General features: G+C 72.6%; 18 protein-coding genes. 10 read left to right on the top strand and 8 right to left on the bottom strand.

The annotated features are described in order from the left end of the window. Positions 1–13: 13 nt before the first annotated feature. On the bottom strand, positions 14–424 hold the full coding sequence (locus ACWGE1_RS11225; protein ID WP_453420249.1) for a hypothetical protein: 411 nt from the start codon (positions 422–424) through the stop codon (positions 14–16). Between the two features lie 404 nt (positions 425–828). Between ACWGE1_RS11225 and ACWGE1_RS11220 the strand changes: the two genes are divergently transcribed. The 5 genes from ACWGE1_RS11220 to ACWGE1_RS11200 are packed head-to-tail and all read left to right on the top strand — an operon-like array spanning position 829 to position 5,112. Beyond that, on the top strand, positions 829–1,134 hold the full coding sequence (locus ACWGE1_RS11220) for a hypothetical protein (protein WP_453420248.1): 306 nt from the start codon (positions 829–831) through the stop codon (positions 1,132–1,134). After that, positions 1,131–2,747: a peptidoglycan-binding protein gene (locus ACWGE1_RS11215; RefSeq protein ID WP_453420247.1), complete on the top strand. Its 1,617-nt coding sequence runs from the start codon at positions 1,131–1,133 to the stop codon at positions 2,745–2,747. Before ACWGE1_RS11220 ends, ACWGE1_RS11215 begins: the two co-directional genes overlap by 4 nt. After that, positions 2,744–3,493, top strand: coding sequence for an ABC transporter ATP-binding protein (locus ACWGE1_RS11210; protein ID WP_453420246.1), 750 nt, complete (start codon positions 2,744–2,746; stop codon positions 3,491–3,493). The genes ACWGE1_RS11215 and ACWGE1_RS11210 overlap by 4 nt, the downstream gene beginning before the upstream one ends. Next, positions 3,490–4,725 (top strand): ABC transporter permease, encoded by a 1,236-nt coding sequence (locus tag ACWGE1_RS11205; RefSeq protein ID WP_453420245.1) that lies wholly within the window; start codon positions 3,490–3,492, stop codon positions 4,723–4,725. The genes ACWGE1_RS11210 and ACWGE1_RS11205 overlap by 4 nt, the downstream gene beginning before the upstream one ends. A 57-nt stretch (positions 4,726–4,782) precedes the next feature. Further along, positions 4,783–5,112, top strand: a complete 330-nt coding sequence (locus ACWGE1_RS11200; RefSeq protein ID WP_453420244.1) for a hypothetical protein — start codon at positions 4,783–4,785, stop codon at positions 5,110–5,112. A 41-nt stretch (positions 5,113–5,153) separates the two neighbouring features. On the opposite strand, the gene ACWGE1_RS11195 is transcribed toward ACWGE1_RS11200, so the two are convergent. Further along, the gene (locus ACWGE1_RS11195) at positions 5,154–6,437 is read right to left on the bottom strand and encodes a geranylgeranyl reductase family protein (protein WP_030722345.1); all 1,284 of its coding nucleotides are present in this window, start codon (positions 6,435–6,437) and stop codon (positions 5,154–5,156) included. Between the two features lie 97 nt (positions 6,438–6,534). Between ACWGE1_RS11195 and ACWGE1_RS11190 the strand changes: the two genes are divergently transcribed. Together ACWGE1_RS11190 and ACWGE1_RS11185 are read left to right on the top strand one after the other, a co-directional pair. After that, positions 6,535–7,053, top strand: a complete 519-nt coding sequence (locus ACWGE1_RS11190) for a GNAT family N-acetyltransferase (RefSeq protein WP_453420243.1) — start codon at positions 6,535–6,537, stop codon at positions 7,051–7,053. Positions 7,054–7,064: 11 nt separating this feature from the next. After that, on the top strand, positions 7,065–7,418 hold the full coding sequence (locus ACWGE1_RS11185; RefSeq protein ID WP_453420242.1) for a hypothetical protein: 354 nt from the start codon (positions 7,065–7,067) through the stop codon (positions 7,416–7,418). Positions 7,419–7,436: 18 nt separating this feature from the next. Here the strand turns inward: ACWGE1_RS11185 and ACWGE1_RS11180 are convergent, their stop codons facing one another. Both ACWGE1_RS11180 and ACWGE1_RS11175 read right to left on the bottom strand, forming a co-directional pair. Next, positions 7,437–8,333, bottom strand: a complete 897-nt coding sequence (locus ACWGE1_RS11180) for a glutaminase (protein WP_453420281.1) — start codon at positions 8,331–8,333, stop codon at positions 7,437–7,439. Positions 8,334–8,371: 38 nt separating this feature from the next. Beyond that, a complete protein-coding gene (locus ACWGE1_RS11175; protein ID WP_453420241.1) occupies positions 8,372–9,064 on the bottom strand; it encodes a demethylmenaquinone methyltransferase in 693 nt (230 codons plus the stop codon). A 266-nt stretch (positions 9,065–9,330) separates the two neighbouring features. On the opposite strand from ACWGE1_RS11175, the gene ACWGE1_RS11170 reads away from it, so the two are divergent. Both ACWGE1_RS11170 and ACWGE1_RS11165 read left to right on the top strand, forming a co-directional pair. Continuing rightward, positions 9,331–10,230, top strand: coding sequence for a DUF3152 domain-containing protein (locus tag ACWGE1_RS11170; protein WP_453420240.1), 900 nt, complete (start codon positions 9,331–9,333; stop codon positions 10,228–10,230). A 47-nt stretch (positions 10,231–10,277) separates the two neighbouring features. Continuing rightward, positions 10,278–10,670 carry a response regulator transcription factor gene (locus ACWGE1_RS11165; protein ID WP_453420239.1) on the top strand — a complete coding sequence of 131 codons (393 nt, stop codon included), beginning with the start codon at positions 10,278–10,280 and terminating at the stop codon, positions 10,668–10,670. On the opposite strand, the gene ACWGE1_RS11160 is transcribed toward ACWGE1_RS11165, so the two are convergent. From ACWGE1_RS11160 to ACWGE1_RS11145, 4 genes are all read right to left on the bottom strand, one after another. Then, positions 10,636–11,280: an imidazolonepropionase-like domain-containing protein gene (locus ACWGE1_RS11160; protein ID WP_453420238.1), complete on the bottom strand. Its 645-nt coding sequence runs from the start codon at positions 11,278–11,280 to the stop codon at positions 10,636–10,638. The genes ACWGE1_RS11165 and ACWGE1_RS11160 overlap by 35 nt on opposite strands. A gap of 16 nt (positions 11,281–11,296) precedes the next feature. After that, positions 11,297–12,496 (bottom strand): cyclic dehypoxanthinyl futalosine synthase, encoded by a 1,200-nt coding sequence (gene mqnC, locus ACWGE1_RS11155; protein ID WP_453420237.1) that lies wholly within the window; start codon positions 12,494–12,496, stop codon positions 11,297–11,299. A 111-nt stretch (positions 12,497–12,607) separates the two neighbouring features. Further along, positions 12,608–14,356: a serine/threonine-protein kinase gene (locus ACWGE1_RS11150; protein ID WP_453420236.1), complete on the bottom strand. Its 1,749-nt coding sequence runs from the start codon at positions 14,354–14,356 to the stop codon at positions 12,608–12,610. A 202-nt stretch (positions 14,357–14,558) separates the two neighbouring features. Continuing rightward, on the bottom strand, positions 14,559–15,422 hold the full coding sequence (locus tag ACWGE1_RS11145) for a menaquinone biosynthetic enzyme MqnA/MqnD family protein (RefSeq protein ID WP_453420235.1): 864 nt from the start codon (positions 15,420–15,422) through the stop codon (positions 14,559–14,561). A 237-nt stretch (positions 15,423–15,659) separates the two neighbouring features. Between ACWGE1_RS11145 and ACWGE1_RS11140 the strand changes: the two genes are divergently transcribed. Beyond that, a complete protein-coding gene (locus ACWGE1_RS11140) occupies positions 15,660–15,863 on the top strand; it encodes a cold-shock protein (RefSeq protein ID WP_030012116.1) in 204 nt (67 codons plus the stop codon). Positions 15,864–16,012 lie beyond the last annotated feature (149 nt).

Genomic DNA, 16,012 nt, shown 5'->3' with positions numbered 1-16,012 from the left:
TGCTGGATCCGGATTACGGGTGGAGGGTGTACTTGGCCGAGCTGATCTTGTTCCGGAACTTGTCGGAGGCGTCTCCCGCGTAGTTCGACGGGATCTCGCCGACGTTGCCGCCCAGGTCCTTGTCGGTGCCGACCTTCCAGGCGTAGATGTCCCGGTTGCGGTAGGACTCGGTGGTGTCGTTGATCCAGGATCCGCTGGCCGAGCAGGACCCCTGGTACTTGTCGTCGCTGAAGTTCACGTCATTCGTCACCAGGTCGAAGACACAACCGCCCTGGGAACGCCAGTAGAAAAGTCCGAACTCCTGGTTCTCCAGATTTCCGTCGCGCGCCCAGGCGGCCGCCGGACCCGCGGTTCCCAGCAGAATGGCACCGGCCGAAACGGCGGCGACACAGCCCGCCGCCAGCTTCCGCATTGCGTTGTCCATCACGCTTTCCTCACTCTTCGGGTGAAAGTCGGAGTGTGCGGGGCGGGCCAGGATCATGCCTTTCCGCCCGGCGGGGATTCAACAGTGAACCCGGTGCCGGAACAAGTCTTTTCTCAGCTGATGGACAGTCATTTCTGCTGTCTGATAGGTAACTTGTCCCAACCGGCCACAGCTCTCTACTATCTGGCCGCGCGCCCCTCCCCCACCCTGCAAACGGATGCGCACAATCCACTCCTACCGCCCAAGGGAAACCCGTCGTGCACGCAAGGCATTCGATCCCACTGCTCCTCCTGTGCATTTCACTGACGGGATGCGGCGGCGGAAGCGGACAACCCGTGGCAAGCGACAGTCCGCCGCCCACCGCGGAGGAAATCGCCTACTACGATTGCTTGAAGAAGCAGGGCGTGGCCATTGTCCACACGGATTACGGGGCTCCGCGCGAGGACAAGTCGAAGCCCTGGAACGAGGAGGCGCACAAGGCCTGCGAGCCGCTGCTGCCGCCCCCGCCGAAGCCGCAGCCGGCCGGGCCCGCGCAGGTCGCCGCCGCGCAGAAGGAATCCGCGTGCCTGCGGGCCGAGGGCGTCTCCTGGTACCCGGACCCGGACCCGGTCACCGCCGAGATCGACGACCGCAAGGGCACCCCCGAGCAGTGGGCCGCGCTCAAGCGCGACCACCTCGAAGCGTTGAAGAAGTGCCGGCCCGAGAGATGAGCGAACGGGAGCACGTCGTGGCGGACAGCGGGGCTCCGGCGGCCTCCGGGGCTGCCTCCGGGGCTGCCTCCGGGGCTGCCTCCGGGGCTGGCGAGGACGACCGCGGCGGGCTCGCGCGCGGACGGCGGGTGGTGCTCGCGGTCGTCGGCGGGGCCGCGCTGATGGCGGTCGGCGGACTGCTGGCCACCACGCTGGTGAAGTCCCCCGCACAGGTGGCCGCGGAGACCGGTCCGCCCGCCCAGGGGGCCCTGACCGCCGAGGTCGAGCGGCGGGTGCTCGCGCAGACCGTGGTGATGCGCGGGACGGTGGTCGCCGACCAGAGCGTTGCGGTGTCCCCGCAGGGCGTGCGCTCCGGGGAGGGTGCGGGGGCGGCCCTGGTGACGAAGCTGCCGCTGAAGGCCGGGGACCCCGTCGCGGCGGGGCAGCTGATCGCCGAGGTCTCCGGGCGCCCGGTCTTCACCCTGCACGGCGTGCAGCCCATGTACCGCGACCTCAGGCCCGGGGCCACCGGCGACGACGTCGCGCAGCTGCAGCAGGCGCTGCGCGAGCTCGGACACGGCACGGGCGGCGACGCGAACGGGGTCTTCGGGGCCGGTACGAAGGCCGCGCTCGCCGCCCGCTACCGGGCCATCGGGTACCAGCCGCTGCCCGCCGTGGCCGACGGCGGCGCGGCGCTCAAGTCGGCGCGGGAGGCCGTGCGGACCGCGACCTGGGCCGTGGAGGACGCGAGCGGCCCGACCGCGCCCGCGGGTCCGGGCCTCACGGGCGCGCCCGCGGATGGCGGATCCGGCAAGGGCGGGGCCGCACCGGCCCCCGGGGCGACCGGCGGCCCCGCCTCCGCTTCAAGTCCCGCCTCCGGTTCCGGTTCGGGCCGGGAGCTCGCCCGGGCGCGGCAGGCGCTCGGTGAGGCCCGGGCCGCGCTCGCGGCCGCCGAGGCCGCCGACGGACCGATGCTGCCCACCGCCGAGGCCGTGTTCCTGGGCGCGTACCCCGCCCGCGTCAGCTCGGTCGCCGCCCGCCCGGGCGCCCCCGTGTCCGGGCCGGTGCTCACGCTCTCCGCCGGGGAACTCGTCGTCGAGGCCTACCTCAAGGACGACAAGCGGCAGCTGCTGCGCGCCGGGATGACCGTGGTGGTCTCCTCCGAGGCCGCCGGCACGGACGTCCGCGGCAAGGTGGCGCTGGTCGCCACCGAGCGCTCCGCCGCGCAGCCCGCCGGACCGCAGCCGCAGCAGGACCCCGGCCAGAACGCCAAGGGCGGAGGCGGCGGAGCAGGCGCGGGCGGAGGCGATCTCGGCTTCCGGATGGTGGTCCGCGCCGACCAGCCGCTGCCCGCAGGTTTCGCCGGGCAGGACGTCCGGCTGACCATCGAGTCCGCCGCCACCGACGGCGAGGCGCTCGTCGTCCCGGTCACCGCCGTCTCGGCCGGCGCGGACGGACGTACGGTCGTCACCGCCGTGTCCGCGGACGGCACCCAGCGGCGCATCGAGGTGCGCACGGGCACCCGCGGCGACGGCTACGTGGCCGTCGCCCCGGACCGGGCGGGCGCACTGGCCGCCGGAACCCGAGTGGTGATCGGGGTCGCGCCCGGGGAGACCCGGGGGAAGACCGGGTGAGGCTCCTGTCACGGCGGTCCCGGAATCGCACGCAGGCCTTCGGCGACGGCAGCGGCGACGGCGGCCGCGACGATGCCGGCACCCCGGTGATCGAGCTGCGCGGGGTCGGCCTCACCTACCCCGGGCCGCCGCCCGTCGAGGCCCTGCTCCCCTGCGACCTGACCGTCCGGCGCGGCGAGTTCATCACCGTCGTCGGCCCCTCCGGTTCCGGGAAGTCCACCTTCCTCAACGTCGCCGGACTGCTCGACTCCCCCACCAGCGGCCGGTACCTCCTCGACGGGATCGACACCGCCGCACTCCCCGACCGGGAGCGCACCGCCCTGCGCGGCCGCCGGATCGGCTTCGTCTTCCAGTCCTTCCACCTGCTGCCCCACCGGTCCGCCCTGGAGAACGTCACCCTCGCCATGCTCTACACCGGAATCCCGCGCGCCCGGCGCCTCGTACGGGCCCGCGAGGCCCTGGACCAGGTCGGTCTCGGGCACCGGGCCGGCGCCGTGCCCGGGCGGCTGTCGGGCGGCGAGCGTCAGCGCGTCGCCATCGCCCGCGCCCTGGTCGGGCGGCCCTCGCTGCTGCTGTGCGACGAACCGACCGGCAATCTCGACTCCGCCAACGCCGCGTCCGTCCTCGGGCTGCTCGACGATCTGCACGGAGCCGGGATGACCGTCCTCGTCATCACGCACGATCCCGAGGTGGCCCGGCGCGGACACCGGACCGTCACCATCCGCGACGGGCGGCTCCACCCGTGAGCGCGGGCGCGCGGGGCGCCGTCGCACCGACCCGGCTGTCCGTGCGCGACACCCTGGCCGAGGCTGTCGCCGGCATGCTGCGCCGCCCCGGCCGGGCCGTGCTCACCGCCCTCGGCACCGTCCTCGGCGTGGGCAGTTTCGTGGCCGTGCTCGGCCTCACCGCCACCATCTCCTCGCAGATCGACGGCAGGTTCAACGTCCTGACCGCCACCGAGGTCAGCGTCGAGGACGTCGCCGCCCAGCGGGACGAGTTCTCCGGGCCCGGCTTCCCCGCCGACGCCGAGGAACGGCTGCGCGCCGTCGCGGGCATCGAGCACGCCGGGGTGCTGTGGACGGTGCGCCTCGACCCGAGGACCGCCGTCGGACCCCTGCCGTCGGGCGCCGGCGACCCGACCACCGGCGCGGCCGTCGTCGCCGCCTCCCCCGGGGCCGTCGCGGCCCTCGTACCGACCCTCCAGCAGGGACGGCTCTACGACGACTTCGCCGAGCGCGGCCGCGAGCGCGTCGTCGTCATCGGCAGCGGGCTCGCCGCCCGCCTCGGCATCACGACCCTGGCCACCCGGCCCGCCCTCTACATCGGCCAGGAGCCCTTCACCGTGGCGGGCATCGTCGCCGACCTCGAACGCCGGCCCGAGCACCTGATGTCCGTCCTCGTCCCGCGCGCCACCGCCGAGCAGCTCTGGGGGCCGCCGGCGCCCGGAGCCGCGAGCATGCTGATCGCCACCGAACTCGGCGCCGCCCGGCAGGTCGCCGAGCTCGCCCCGCTCGCGCTGCGCCCCGACCACCCCGATTACCTCAAGTCCGTCCCGCCGCCCGATCCGCGGATGCTGCGCTCCGGTGTCACCGCCGACCTGAGCGCGCTCTTCCTGCTGCTCGCCGGGATCTGCCTGGTCATCGGCGCGGTCGGGATCGCCAACACCACCCTGGTCGCCGTCCTGGAGCGGACCGGCGAGATCGGGCTGCGCCGTGCGCTCGGCGCCCGGGGACGGCATGTCTCGGCCCAGTTCCTCACCGAGTCCGCGGCCCTCGGGGCCCTCGGCGGCCTGGTCGGGACCTCGCTGGGCGAGCTGACCGTCGTCGCCGTCTCGGTCGCGCGGGACTGGACCCCGGTGATCCATCCGGTCACCGTCGCCGCGGCCCCGCTGACCGGCCTGGTCACCGGGCTGCTGGCGGGGCTCTATCCCGCCTGGCGGGCGGCCCGTGTGGAACCGGCCGAAGCCCTGCGAAGATAGCTGCGGGCGCGCCTGACCGTCAGAGCCGACCCGCCCCGCCCTGGAGGTGGTGGTCCCGTGAACCCGAAGCCGTACGAGCACGACGGCACCGGCGACCCCACCGCCGTCCCGGCCGCGCTCGGCCTCGGCCTGCTCGCCGTCGGCGGCTGGCTGCTGACGACCGCCCGCCCCTGGCAGAAGCCCGGCCACCCGCTCGCGCTGGGCCTCGGCTGGACCGCCTCGGGGGTGCTGCTGCTGTGCGGGCTGCTCCTGCTGGCCAGGTGCGTACGTGCCGTGCACGGCCACCCGGACCCGGAGGCGGGTACGGCCCCGGACCCGGGAACCGTCCCGGGACCGGCCACGGGAGCGGAATCCGGCGCGGACACGCGCACGGGCACGGAAGGCTGAGCGGGCCGGCGGCGCCCGCGCAGGCGCCGCCGGCCTCCGGCTCAGGCCTTCGGGGCCACCTTCGAGAGGCCGTTGATGATGCGGTCCATCGCGTCGCCGCCCGTCGGGTCGGTCAGGTTGGCCAGCATCTTCAGGGTGAACCGCATCAGCACCGGGTGGGTCAGACCGCGCTGGGCGGCGATCTTCATGACCTTCGGGTTGCCGATCAGCTTCACGAAGGCGCGGCCCAGGGTGTAGTAGCCGCCGTAGGTCTCCTTGAGCACCTTCGGGTAGTTGTGCAGCGCCAGCTCGCGCTGCGCGGGGGTGGCCCGGGCCTGGGCCTGCACGATGACGTCGGCCGCGATCTGGCCCGACTCCATGGCGTACGCGATGCCCTCGCCGTTGAACGGGTTGACGAGCCCGCCCGCGTCACCGACCAGCAGCAGGCCCTTGGTGTAGTGCGGCTGCCGGTTGAAGGCCATCGGCAGGGCCGCACCGCGGATCGGCTGCGTCATGTTTTCGGGGGTGTAGCCCCAGTCCTCCGGCATGGACGCGCACCAGGCCTTGAGGACCTCGCGCCAGTCCAGCTCCTTGAAGGCGGAGGAGGAGTTGAGGATGCCGAGGCCGACGTTGGAGGTGCCGTCGCCCATGCCGAAGATCCAGCCGTAGCCGGGCAGCAGCCGGTCCTGCGCGCCGCGCCGGTCCCACAGCTCCAGCCAGGACTCCAGGTAGTCGTCGTCGTGCCGCGGCGAGGTGAAGTACGTCCGCACGGCCACGCCCATCGGGCGGTCCTCGCGCCGGTGCAGGCCCATCGCCAGGGACAGCCTGGAGGAGTTGCCGTCGGCGGCGACGACGAGCGGGGCGTGGAAGGTGACCGGGGTCTTCTCCTCGCCGAGCTTGGCGTGCACGCCGGTGATGTGACCGGTGCGCGCGTCGCGCACCGGCTCGCCGACGGTGCAGCGCTCGTACAGCCGGGCGCCGGCCTTCTGGGCCTGGCGGGCCAGGGTCTCGTCGAAGTCGTCACGCTTGCGGACGAGTCCGTAGTCCGGGTAGGAGGCGAGTTCCGGCCAGTCGAGCTGGAGCCGCTGCCCGCCGCCGATGATCCGCAGACCCTTGTTCCGCAGCCAGCCGGCCTCTTCGGAGATGTCGATGCCCATCGCCACCAGCTGCTTGGTGGCGCGCGGGGTCAGTCCGTCGCCGCAGACCTTCTCGCGCGGGAACGCCGTCTTCTCCAGCAGCAGGACGTCCAATCCGGCCTTGGCGAGGTAGTACGCGGTGGTCGAGCCGGCGGGCCCGGCCCCGACGACGATCACGTCCGCGGAGTGTTCGGAGAGGAGCTCGGTCACTGCGGGGTCTCCCGAAGGCTCGATAAGGGGTGCCGCTCGGCACCGGACGTGTGCAGTCTATGCAGCGAGAGAGATCACGATCCGAAGGGTGCCTCCGATGACGACCTCGCCGACCCGGCCGCTTCCCGCCGTACAGCTCCGCGTGCCCACCGACGATGACGCCCACTCCTGGCACGAAGTCTTCGCCGATCCCGATGTCATGGAGTTCCTCGGCGGTCCCGCGGAGCTGTCCGCGTACGAGGAGATCACCGCGCGCCAGCGCATGCACGACGCCCAGCTCGGCTACTGCCTGTGGACCCTGCTGGACGCGGAGGGTGCGGTGATCGGCTTCACCGGTGCCCAGCCGTGGCCCCGGGAGAAGGGATGGGGCCCGGTCGGGGAGATCGAGATCGGCTGGCGGCTGGGCCGCACGGCGTGGGGCCGGGGCTATGCCTTCGCCGCCGCGCTGGCCACGCTGGAGCGGGTCCGCGAGGCCGGGGTGCCGCACGTGGTGGCGATGATCGACGCCCGCAACGCGCGCTCGGTGGCGGTGGCGGAACGCCTGGGCATGACCCTGGCCGAGGAGTGCACCACACCGTCGGGCAACGCCGCCCGCCGCTACGAACTGACCCTCTAGAGCGGAAGCGCATGTCCGTGCCCTCGAACAGCTCTGCCCTGCCGTCCGCCGCTGTCCGGCGGACGGCCACCGTGGTGACCGCCTGGTGGGCGGCGTCTCCGGCCGTCTTCGTCTTCAACGCCCGCCTGTCCGTGTCGGCTCACGACCACAGCGTCCTGTGGGGCCTCTCCGCGATGCTGGTGTGGGTGGGCCTCACGGGCGTGCTGGTCGCTCCCGTCGCCGGGCTGGTGCTGGCGTACGCGGGCGGGCACCGGCGAGCACGCCGGCGCTTCGCCGTGATGGGCGCCGTGTCCCTCGCCGTGTGCTTCCTCTTCTTCGTCTTCTGGCAGTTCGCCAAGGAATGCCCCCCTGGCGACAGCTGCTGAACGGGCCCAAGACGGCCCCTAGAACACCGAGAGACCGGTCAGCGTGGTGAACCGGTCCAGGGCGGCGACACCCGCCACCGAGTTGCCCCGGGCGTCCAGGCCCGGGCTCCACACCGCGAGGGTGCACTGGCCCGGGACCACGGCGACGATGCCGCCGCCCACGCCGCTCTTGCCGGGCAGTCCGACTCGGTAGGCGAACTCGCCCGCGGCGTCGTACGTCCCGCAGGTCAGCATCACCGCGTTGATCTGCTTGGCCTCGCTGCGCGTCAGCAGCCGGCTGCCGTCCGCGCGGAGCCCGTGCCGGGCCAGGAAGCGCCCGGCGCGGGCCAGGTCGGCGCAGCTCATCTCGATGGAGCACTGCCAGAAGTAGTGCTCCAGCAGTGCGGGCACCGGGTTGTCGATGTTCCCGTACGAGGCCATGAAGTGGGCCACGGCCGCGTTGCGGTCGCCGTGCTCCTGCTCGGAGGCGGCGACCTCGGCGTCGAAGCCTATGTCCGGGTTCCGGCTCTCCTGCCGCAGGAACTCCAGCAGTTCGCTGCTCGCGTCGCCCGTCAGGGTCTGGAGCCGGTCGGTGACCACGAGAGCACCCGCATTGATGAACGGATTGCGCGGAATGCCGTTTTCGTACTCCAGCTGGACGAGCGAGTTGAACGGGTTGCCGGAAGGCTCCCGGCCGACCCGCTCCCACAGGCTGTCGCCGCCCTCCGCCAGGGCCAGGGCCAGCGCGAAGACCTTGGTGATGGACTGCGCGGAGAAGGGGACCTGCCAGTCCCCCACCCCGAAGACGTTGCCGTCGAGGTCGGCGATGGCCATGCCGAACTGCCGCCGGTCCACGGCGGCGAGCGCGGGGATGTACTCGGCCGGAGTGCCACTGCCGATCAGCGGGGCGATGTCGGCCGCGATCCGCTCCAGCAGGGGCCCGTAGTCCGTGGGCGCGACGTCTGGCACGGCGGTCAGCCCTTGATGCCCCGGTGCAGCGCGACGATGCCGCCGCTGAGGTTGCGCCAGGCGACCTTGGACCAGCCGGCCTTCTGCAGCAGGGCGGCCAGCGCCGGCTGGTCGGGCCATTCGCGGATGGACTCGGCGAGGTACACGTACGCGTCGGGGTTGGACGACACGGCGCGGGCCACGGGAGGCAGTGCGCGCATCAGGTACTCGGTGTAGACCGTGCGGAACGGTGCCCAGGTGGGCTGCGAGAACTCGCAGATGACGACCTGGCCGCCGGGCTTGGTCACCCGGTACAGCTCGCGCAGGGCCGTGTCGGTGTCCTGGACGTTGCGCAGACCGAAGGAGATCGTCACCGTGTCGAAGACGTCGTCCCCGAACGGCAGCTTCGTCGCGTCGCCCGCGGTCAGCGGCAGCCAGGAGTGCTTCTTCTTGCCCTCCAGCAGCATGCCGAGGGAGAAGTCGCAGGGGACGACGTACGCGCCGGTGGCGGCGAAGGGCAGCGAGGAGGTCGCAGTTCCGGCGGCCAGGTCGAGGACCTTCTGCCCGGGGCGTGCGCCGACCGCCTTGGCGACCTCCTTGCGCCACACCCTGTCCTGGCCGAGGGAGAGGACGTCGTTGGTGAGGTCGTAGTTCGCCGCGACCCTGTCGAACATGGAGGCGACTTCGTGCGGCTGCTTGTCCAGGGAAGCCCTTGTCACTGGCGTTCGCCCCTCGGTGTGCGATGCGGATCGGCGGGTACGCACCCATCCTCTCAGGCCGTGCCCCCGCCGGGCCGCAGGGGCTCCACCGCCACCCACTGTGACCGTCGTGGGGCGGATGTCGGAAACTGTTCCGAAGGACAGTTACGCCGCGCACCCGCGGACACGTTGACTGACGAGAGTGCGGCCCGGTGAGGGTCACCCACCGGATGTGTGCCCCCATGGTGGCCGGTCCGGCAGTGGCCGCCGCGAACAGAGGGCTTCAGATGCCGGCAGGCCATTCCGACGGTCGCTCCCGCCGCAACAGCCCGCGCGCCAGGCGCCGGGCAGAGCGGCGCAGGCGGCTGCGGCGCACCATCCTCCTCGGCTCGGTGGCACTGGTCGCGGTCTCGGCGACCGCATACACCCTGCTGCCCGAGGACGACGCCTCCACCGCAGCCTCGGGCAAGGCCACGGCCCAGCCGGACCCTACGGACGGGGAGTCCGCCGACGGCTCCGGGAACGCCGTCCCGCAGGGCGGCCAGGAGTCGCCCTCCCCGCAGGCCCCGGCCTCCCCCTCGGTCTCGCCGTCCACCGCCCCCACGCCGTCCACCGCCGCGACGACCGCCCGGCCCGGCGTCTTCGCGGCCTCCAGCGCCGCGGGCAAGCCCCAGGGCAAGGGGCCCGCCCGCCGCTGGCGGATCGAGGTCGAGGAGGGCAGCGGGGTCGACCCGGAGGCGGCCGCCCGCTCGGTCGAGGCGATCCTCGGGGACCCGCGCGGCTGGACCAGGGACCCGGCGTACGGCTTCCAGCTCGTCGGGGCGGGCCAGCCGGTGGACTTCACGGTCAAGATCGCGACGCCCAAGACCACCGACCGCCTGTGCGAGGTGCTCACGCCCGAGCTGATCGGCGAGACGAACTGCCGGGCCGGACACACCGTCGTGGTCAACCTCAAGCGATGGAAGGAGGGTTCGCCGCAGTTCAGCGGCACGCCCGAGGAGTACCGGGCGCTGATCATCAACCATGAGGTCGGGCACGAGATCGGCCGCGAGCACGAGACCTGCCCCGCCCCCGGAAAGCCCGCTCCGGCCATGATGCAGCAGATCAAGGGGCTGCTCGGCTGCAAGTCCAACGCCTGGCCGTTCGACGCGAATGGAACCTACCTGTCCGGTCCGACCGTCCCATAGGGAGAGAGCCGACCGCATTACGGTCGGCCGGGGGGACAGGAGAAACCGTGCGCGTCGTCAGCTTCAGCGTCCCCTCGTGGTTCCCCTCGTACGAGGAGCCGGGCGGGGCGGCGCAGGCGCCGCGCGAGGACACGCCGGGCGGGGAACCGCCGCCCGTGCACAGACCCGTCGACGCCCAGTTGACCGAGCAGGAGTCGGCGGTGTTCCTGTGCCTGGCCACCGGGGCCTCCAACCGGGAACTCGCCGTCGAGCTCCAACTCTCCGTCAGTACGGTCAAGTTCCACGTCGTCAACATACGGGCGAAGCTGGGCGGCATCAGTCGCCTCCAGGCCTGCCTGCTGGCCGCCCTCGCCCGCGAGGACACCCGGCGCGCCGCCGGCGCCGGTCCCTGCGGGGAGACCGGAGTCAGCGACGGCGGTGCAGCAGCCGCCCACCGATGACCGTGGCCACGCACGTGGTCGCGCCCTGCTCCAGCAACTCGGCCTCGTCCGCCACCGCGAAGACCGCGAAGCGCGCCGGGACCCCCGCCTCCAGGACCCCGTGGAACGCCTCCGCGGCCGCGGCCCGCCCGGCGAAGGGATCCAGGGCGGGCAGCCCCCCGTAGGCGGCCGGCGGCAGGATGGTGAGCCCGGACCGGGACACCGCCGTGCGCACCGCCGGGATCGTGAAGCGGCCGCAGACCGCCACCACCCCACGGGCCAGCAGCCGCTGCGTGCCCCGCCGGGCGCTGTTGCCCCACCGCGGTTCGGTCATCTTCAGGGCGTCCAGTGCGGCCGCGCCCCTGATCGGGTCGGCGCCGAGCTCGGTGACCTCGTACGGGTCGTCCGGGTAGTACGTGCGCTCCAGCAGCTCGTCCGCCCCGCGCACCAGCAGCCCCGGGGTGATCACCCCGGGCCAACGGCGGGTCCGGGCGTGCGGGTGGGCCGCGGCGACCTCCTCGTACGGCCCCAGGCGGGCGATCCGGTCGCCGTCGACGAGGACCGCCCCGCCCGGCAGCGGCGCGGATCCCGGCCCGGTGACGAGGAGTTCGGCGGTGTGCAGCGTCAGCATCGGTCGGCCGGCGTCGTCAGTTCGTGGAGATGAGCTTCAGCTCGGGGTGCGCCGTGCCGCCTTCGATGGCGGTGGAGGAGATGTGCGAGACCACGCGCTCGTCGACCGGGTCGTTCGCCGGGTCGTCGTGCACCAGCAGGTGCTCGTACGTCGTCGCGCGCTGCGCCGGGGTGCGGTCCGCCTTGCGGATCAGATCGATGATCTCCTGGCGGTTGGAGCGGTGCTTGGCACCGGCCGAGGAGACGACGTTCTCCTCCAGCATGATCGACCCGAGGTCGTCCGCGCCGTAGTGCAGCGAGAGCTGGCCCGCCTCCTTGCCGACGGTCAGCCAGGAGCCCTGGATGTGGGCGATGTTGTCGAGGAAGAGCCGCGCGATCGCGATCATGCGCAGGTACTCGAAGATCGTCGCCTGGGTGCGGCCCTTGAGGCGGTTGTTCTCGGGCTGGTAGGTGTACGGGATGAAGGCGCGGAAGCCGCCCGTACGGTCCTGGGTGTCCCGGATCATCGCGATGTGCTCGATGCGCTCGGCGTTGGTCTCGCCGGTGCCCATCAGCATGGTGGAGGTGGACTCCACGCCCAGCTTGTGGGCGATCTCCATGATCTCCAGCCAGCGCTCGCCGGACTCCTTGAGCGGGGCGATCGCCGTGCGCGGCCGCTCCGGCAGCAGTTCGGCGCCCGCTCCCGCGAAGGAGTCGAGACCGGCCGCGTGGATGCGCTGGATGGCCTCCTCCGCCGAGACGCCCGAGATGCGGGCCATGTGCTCGACCTCGGACGCGCCGAGGGAGTGGATGACCAGCTGCGGGAAGTCCTTCTTGATGGCGGAGAAGTGGTGCTCGTAGTACTCGACGCCGTAGTCCGGGTGGTGCCCGCCCTGGAACATGATCTGCGTGCCGCCGAGCTCGACGGTCTCCGCGCAGCGGCGCAGGATGTCGTCGAGGTCGCGGGACCAGCCCTTCTTCGCGTCCTTGGGGGCCGCGTAGAACGCGCAGAACTTGCACGCCGTGACACACACGTTGGTGTAGTTGATGTTCCGCTCGATGATGTACGTCGCGATGTGCTCGGTACCGGCGTAGCGGCGGCGGCGCACCGCGTCGGCCGCCCGGCCCAGCGCGTGCAGCGGCGCGTGGCGGTAGAGGTCGAGCGCCTCTTCCTTGGTGATCCGGCCCCCCGCGGCGGCGCGGTCGAGGACAGACTGGAGAACGGCCTGGTCGGTCACCGGGAGTCACCTTTCGGCGGTGTGTCTGTGTCAAGGTCCGGACCGATCCAGCCTACGCCAGGGCCTGACGCGCCGGTGAGGCCGGTCAGGCCCTGGGGCCGGCCGCGGAATTCAGGGGCTGCGCCTGAGGTCGCCCTCGGGGTTTCCGGCCGGGCTGTCGCCCGACTTGTAGTGGAGGGTCCCGTCGGCGTTGAGGGTGAAGCGCTCGTCGGCGGAGCCGTTGGAGCACACGCCGGGCGCCGGGTTGGGTCCGCCCGAGGTGTCCAGGACGAGCGAGCGGTCGGTGGCCGAGGAGAGCTTCCAGTCGCCGCTGCAGTCGGTGCCGAGGACGGCCAGGACCGACTTGTCCCTGGCGACGACCTCACCGACCCGGCCGGCCCTGATGGTGATCTCGAACTCCGAGGAGAGACCGAGGCGGGCGGTGGTGACCGTGCCCTTCCAGGTGCCGATGAGCTCCTTGGGGACGTCCTCGCGGGTCCCCTTGGGCGCCGCGGCGCTCCCGCTCGCGCTCGGGGTGCCGCTCGGGGTGGCGCCGGGGGCGACGCCCGACGCGGCCGGAGCCGGGGTGGAGGGCCGGGTGTCCCCGGCCAGGTCCCGCTCCCGGCCGCCCTGGCCCGGCAGCAGGTCCATCCAGAACAGCCCGCCGGACAGCACGGCCAGCGCTGCCGCCGCGGCCAGCACCACGGTGCAGCTGAACCGGCGCCCGGCGGCGGTCACGGTGACCTTCCGCCCGTCGGGCGCGGTCCGCGGCTGCGGCACCCCGCCCGCCGCCGGGTCCGCGCCCCCGCCGGCGGTCCCGGCGGGACCGCCGTACGGCCCTGCGGCCGGGACGGCGTAGGGGGAGCCGCCCGGGCCCCCGTACGAGGGGTCCGGCGCGCCGAAACCGGCCGGGGCCCCGCCCCCGTACGAAGAGGACGTGAAGGGGACCGGCCCCGACAGGCTCTCCCGGGGCGGCGCTCCGCCCTCGGGGGAATCGGCGTCGAGGTCCAGCAGCGCCACCGCGGCCCTGCTGGCCTCCTCCACCAGGGGGCCGGGGAGCCAGCCGGGGGCGCCCAGGGCCCCGCCGAGGGCCGCCGCGACCGCCTCGGGGGCCGGTCGGTCCGCGGCCGTCTTGGCCAGGCATGCCTCGATCAGCTCGCGCAGCTCACCGGCCGGCAGCGCGCCGAGCTCGGGCGGCTCGTGCACCACCTTGTAGAGGAGGGTGGCCGAGTTGTCCCCGGTGAAGGGCGGCCGCCCGGTCGCCGCGAAGGCCATGACCGCGCCGAGCGAGAAGACGTCGGCCGCCCCGGTGATCCCCTTGCCGAGGATCTGCTCGGGCGACATGTAGCCGGGCGAGCCGACGGAGACCCCGGTGGAGGTGAGCGAGGCCGTGCCGTCCGTGGCCCGGGCGATCCCGAAGTCGATCAGCCGCGGCCCGTCGAGGGTGAGCATCACGTTCGACGGCTTCACGTCCCGGTGTACGAGGCCCAGCCCGTGCACGGCCACCAGGGCGCGGGCCAGCCCCGCGCCGATGGCCCGTACCGAGGCCTCGGGCAGCGGCCCGTGCCCGGCCAGCGCGCGGTCCAGGGAGGGCCCGGCCACGTATCCGGTGGCCACCCACGGCACCGCCGCCCCGGGGTCCGCGTCCAGCACCGGCGCGGTCCACTCGCCGCCCACCCGGCGGGCCGCCTCGACCTCGCGGCGGAACCGTGCCCGGAACTCCTCGTCGGTGGCGAAATGCGGGTGCACGATCTTGACGGCGACGGTCCGGCCGCCGGCGCTGCGCCCCAGGTAGACCCGGCCCATGCCACCCGCGCCGAGCCGGCCCAGCAGCCGGTACGCGCCGATGGTCCGCGGCTCACCCGCTTCGAGCGGCTGCATCGCGTCCCCCAATTCCCCGTGATCCCGGGCGCCTTGTGCCGCCCGGCCGAGCAGCAGCCTAGGCGGTGCCGGGTCGGGGGAAGGAGCTCGGTCACCCTTTATGCATTTCCACCGCGGGGCGAGAAATGCAAAAAGAGCCGGAATTCCCGGTAAACCGCACATTCGACCGCCCGACCTTTGGACTACCTCCGGGTAAACCCGGTCAGCACTCCTGGACCACCGCGCTCAGCAGCTCCACGGCGACATCCGAGGGATAGCCCGTCGTCGGTCCCGTACGGCGTGCGAATTCCCGTACGCCGGCCAGCTGCTCGGGGCCGAAGCGGAAGTCGAGCGTCGTGAAGTACCGCTCCAGCAGCTCCGCGTCGAAGGCCTCCCAGCGGGCCGCCTGCTCGGCCACCTTGGTGACCTCCTCCAGGGAGACGTCCCGGGAGGAGAGGAAGGCTTCGTGGACCTCCCGCACGACGGCGGGCTCGCGGGCGAGGTAGTCCTTGCGGGCGGCCCAGACGGCGAAGACGAACGGCAGCCCGGTCCACTCCTTCCACATGTGCCCGAGGTCGTGGACGGTCAGCCCGAGCCGGGGTGCGTCGTGCAGGGAGGCGCGCAGTGCGGCGTCCCCGATCAGTACGGCCGCGTCCGCCTCCTGCATCATCACGCTCAGGTCGGGCGGGCAGGTGTAGTAGTCGGGACGTACCCCGTACTGCTCGGAAAGCAGCAGCTGGGCGAGGCGTACGGACGTACGAGAGGTGGAGCCGAGTGCGACGCGGGCGCCGTCGAGCTGCTCCAGGGGGACCTGCGAGACGATCACGCAGGACATCACCGGACCGTCGCAGCCGACCGCGATGTCGGGGAAGGCGACGAGCTGGTCGGCGTTGCGGAGGAACTCCACGAGGGTGATCGGGGCGATGTCCAGATCTCCCTGGACGAGGCGCTCACTGAGCTTCTCGGGGGAGTCCTTGGTCAGCTCCAGGTCCAGCAGAGTGCCGGTTCTGGCCAGCCCCCAGTAGAGGGGCAGGCAGTTCAGGAACTGAATGTGGCCGACGCGGGGCCGGCTGCGATAGACGTCCACATCGCGAGACTAGTCCCCGAGTCTGCGTCAGCCTTCCAGCGGGTCTCAAACGTCCGGGTGACGTGATCTTTCCCTCTGGTCTCGGCCGCAGGGTGCGTGCTAGGCTCGACGCAAGTTGCAGTTTGGTTTCCCTTGCAGTACGAGGCCTGCGGAGAATGTGACCCGCAGGCTTTTGTAGTTTTCAGACTTCTTAGCAGGTTCTGGAGCAGGGCGACCCTTTGGCCCATAGGAGGGCTCATGGCTACCGGAACCGTGAAGTGGTTCAACGCTGAAAAGGGCTTCGGCTTCATCGCCCAGGACGGCGGCGGCCCGGATGTCTTCGTCCACTACTCCGCGATCAACGCCTCTGGCTTCCGCTCCCTCGAGGAGAACCAGACGGTGAACTTCGACGTCACGCAGGGTCCGAAGGGCCCGCAGGCGGAGAACGTCACCCCGGCCTAGTCGCCTGGGCCAACCTAGTCGCGGGTTGGAAAAGCAGTACCCAAGGAGCCCCTCCTCTCTGCGCGAGCAGAGCGGCGGGGCTCCTGCCTTTCCCCGCCCGGGCGGGGTGACGGGTACGGCGGATGCGCCAGTGGCCCCCGGCACCTGTA

It is taken from the genome of Streptomyces sp. NPDC054932, assembly GCF_053610205.1.
Note: the sequence above shows the minus strand (reverse complement) of the source record. Positions and strands in the feature narration are given on the sequence as shown.

Bases quoted from the DNA above. Each gene is read 5' to 3' on its own strand.
- ACWGE1_RS11225 (WP_453420249.1), bottom strand. From the start codon at position 424: ATGGACAACGCAATGCGGAAGCTGGCGGCGGGCTGTGTCGCCGCCGTT.
- ACWGE1_RS11215 (WP_453420247.1), top strand. From the start codon at position 1,131: ATGAGCGAACGGGAGCACGTCGTGGCGGACAGCGGGGCTCCGGCGGCC.
- ACWGE1_RS11190 (WP_453420243.1), top strand. From the start codon at position 6,535: ATGACGACCTCGCCGACCCGGCCGCTTCCCGCCGTACAGCTCCGCGTG.
- ACWGE1_RS11185 (WP_453420242.1), top strand. From the start codon at position 7,065: ATGTCCGTGCCCTCGAACAGCTCTGCCCTGCCGTCCGCCGCTGTCCGG.
- ACWGE1_RS11170 (WP_453420240.1), top strand. From the start codon at position 9,331: ATGCCGGCAGGCCATTCCGACGGTCGCTCCCGCCGCAACAGCCCGCGC.
- ACWGE1_RS11160 (WP_453420238.1), bottom strand. From the start codon at position 11,280: ATGCTGACGCTGCACACCGCCGAACTCCTCGTCACCGGGCCGGGATCC.
- ACWGE1_RS11150 (WP_453420236.1), bottom strand. From the start codon at position 14,356: ATGCAGCCGCTCGAAGCGGGTGAGCCGCGGACCATCGGCGCGTACCGG.
- ACWGE1_RS11140 (WP_030012116.1), top strand. From the start codon at position 15,660: ATGGCTACCGGAACCGTGAAGTGGTTCAACGCTGAAAAGGGCTTCGGC.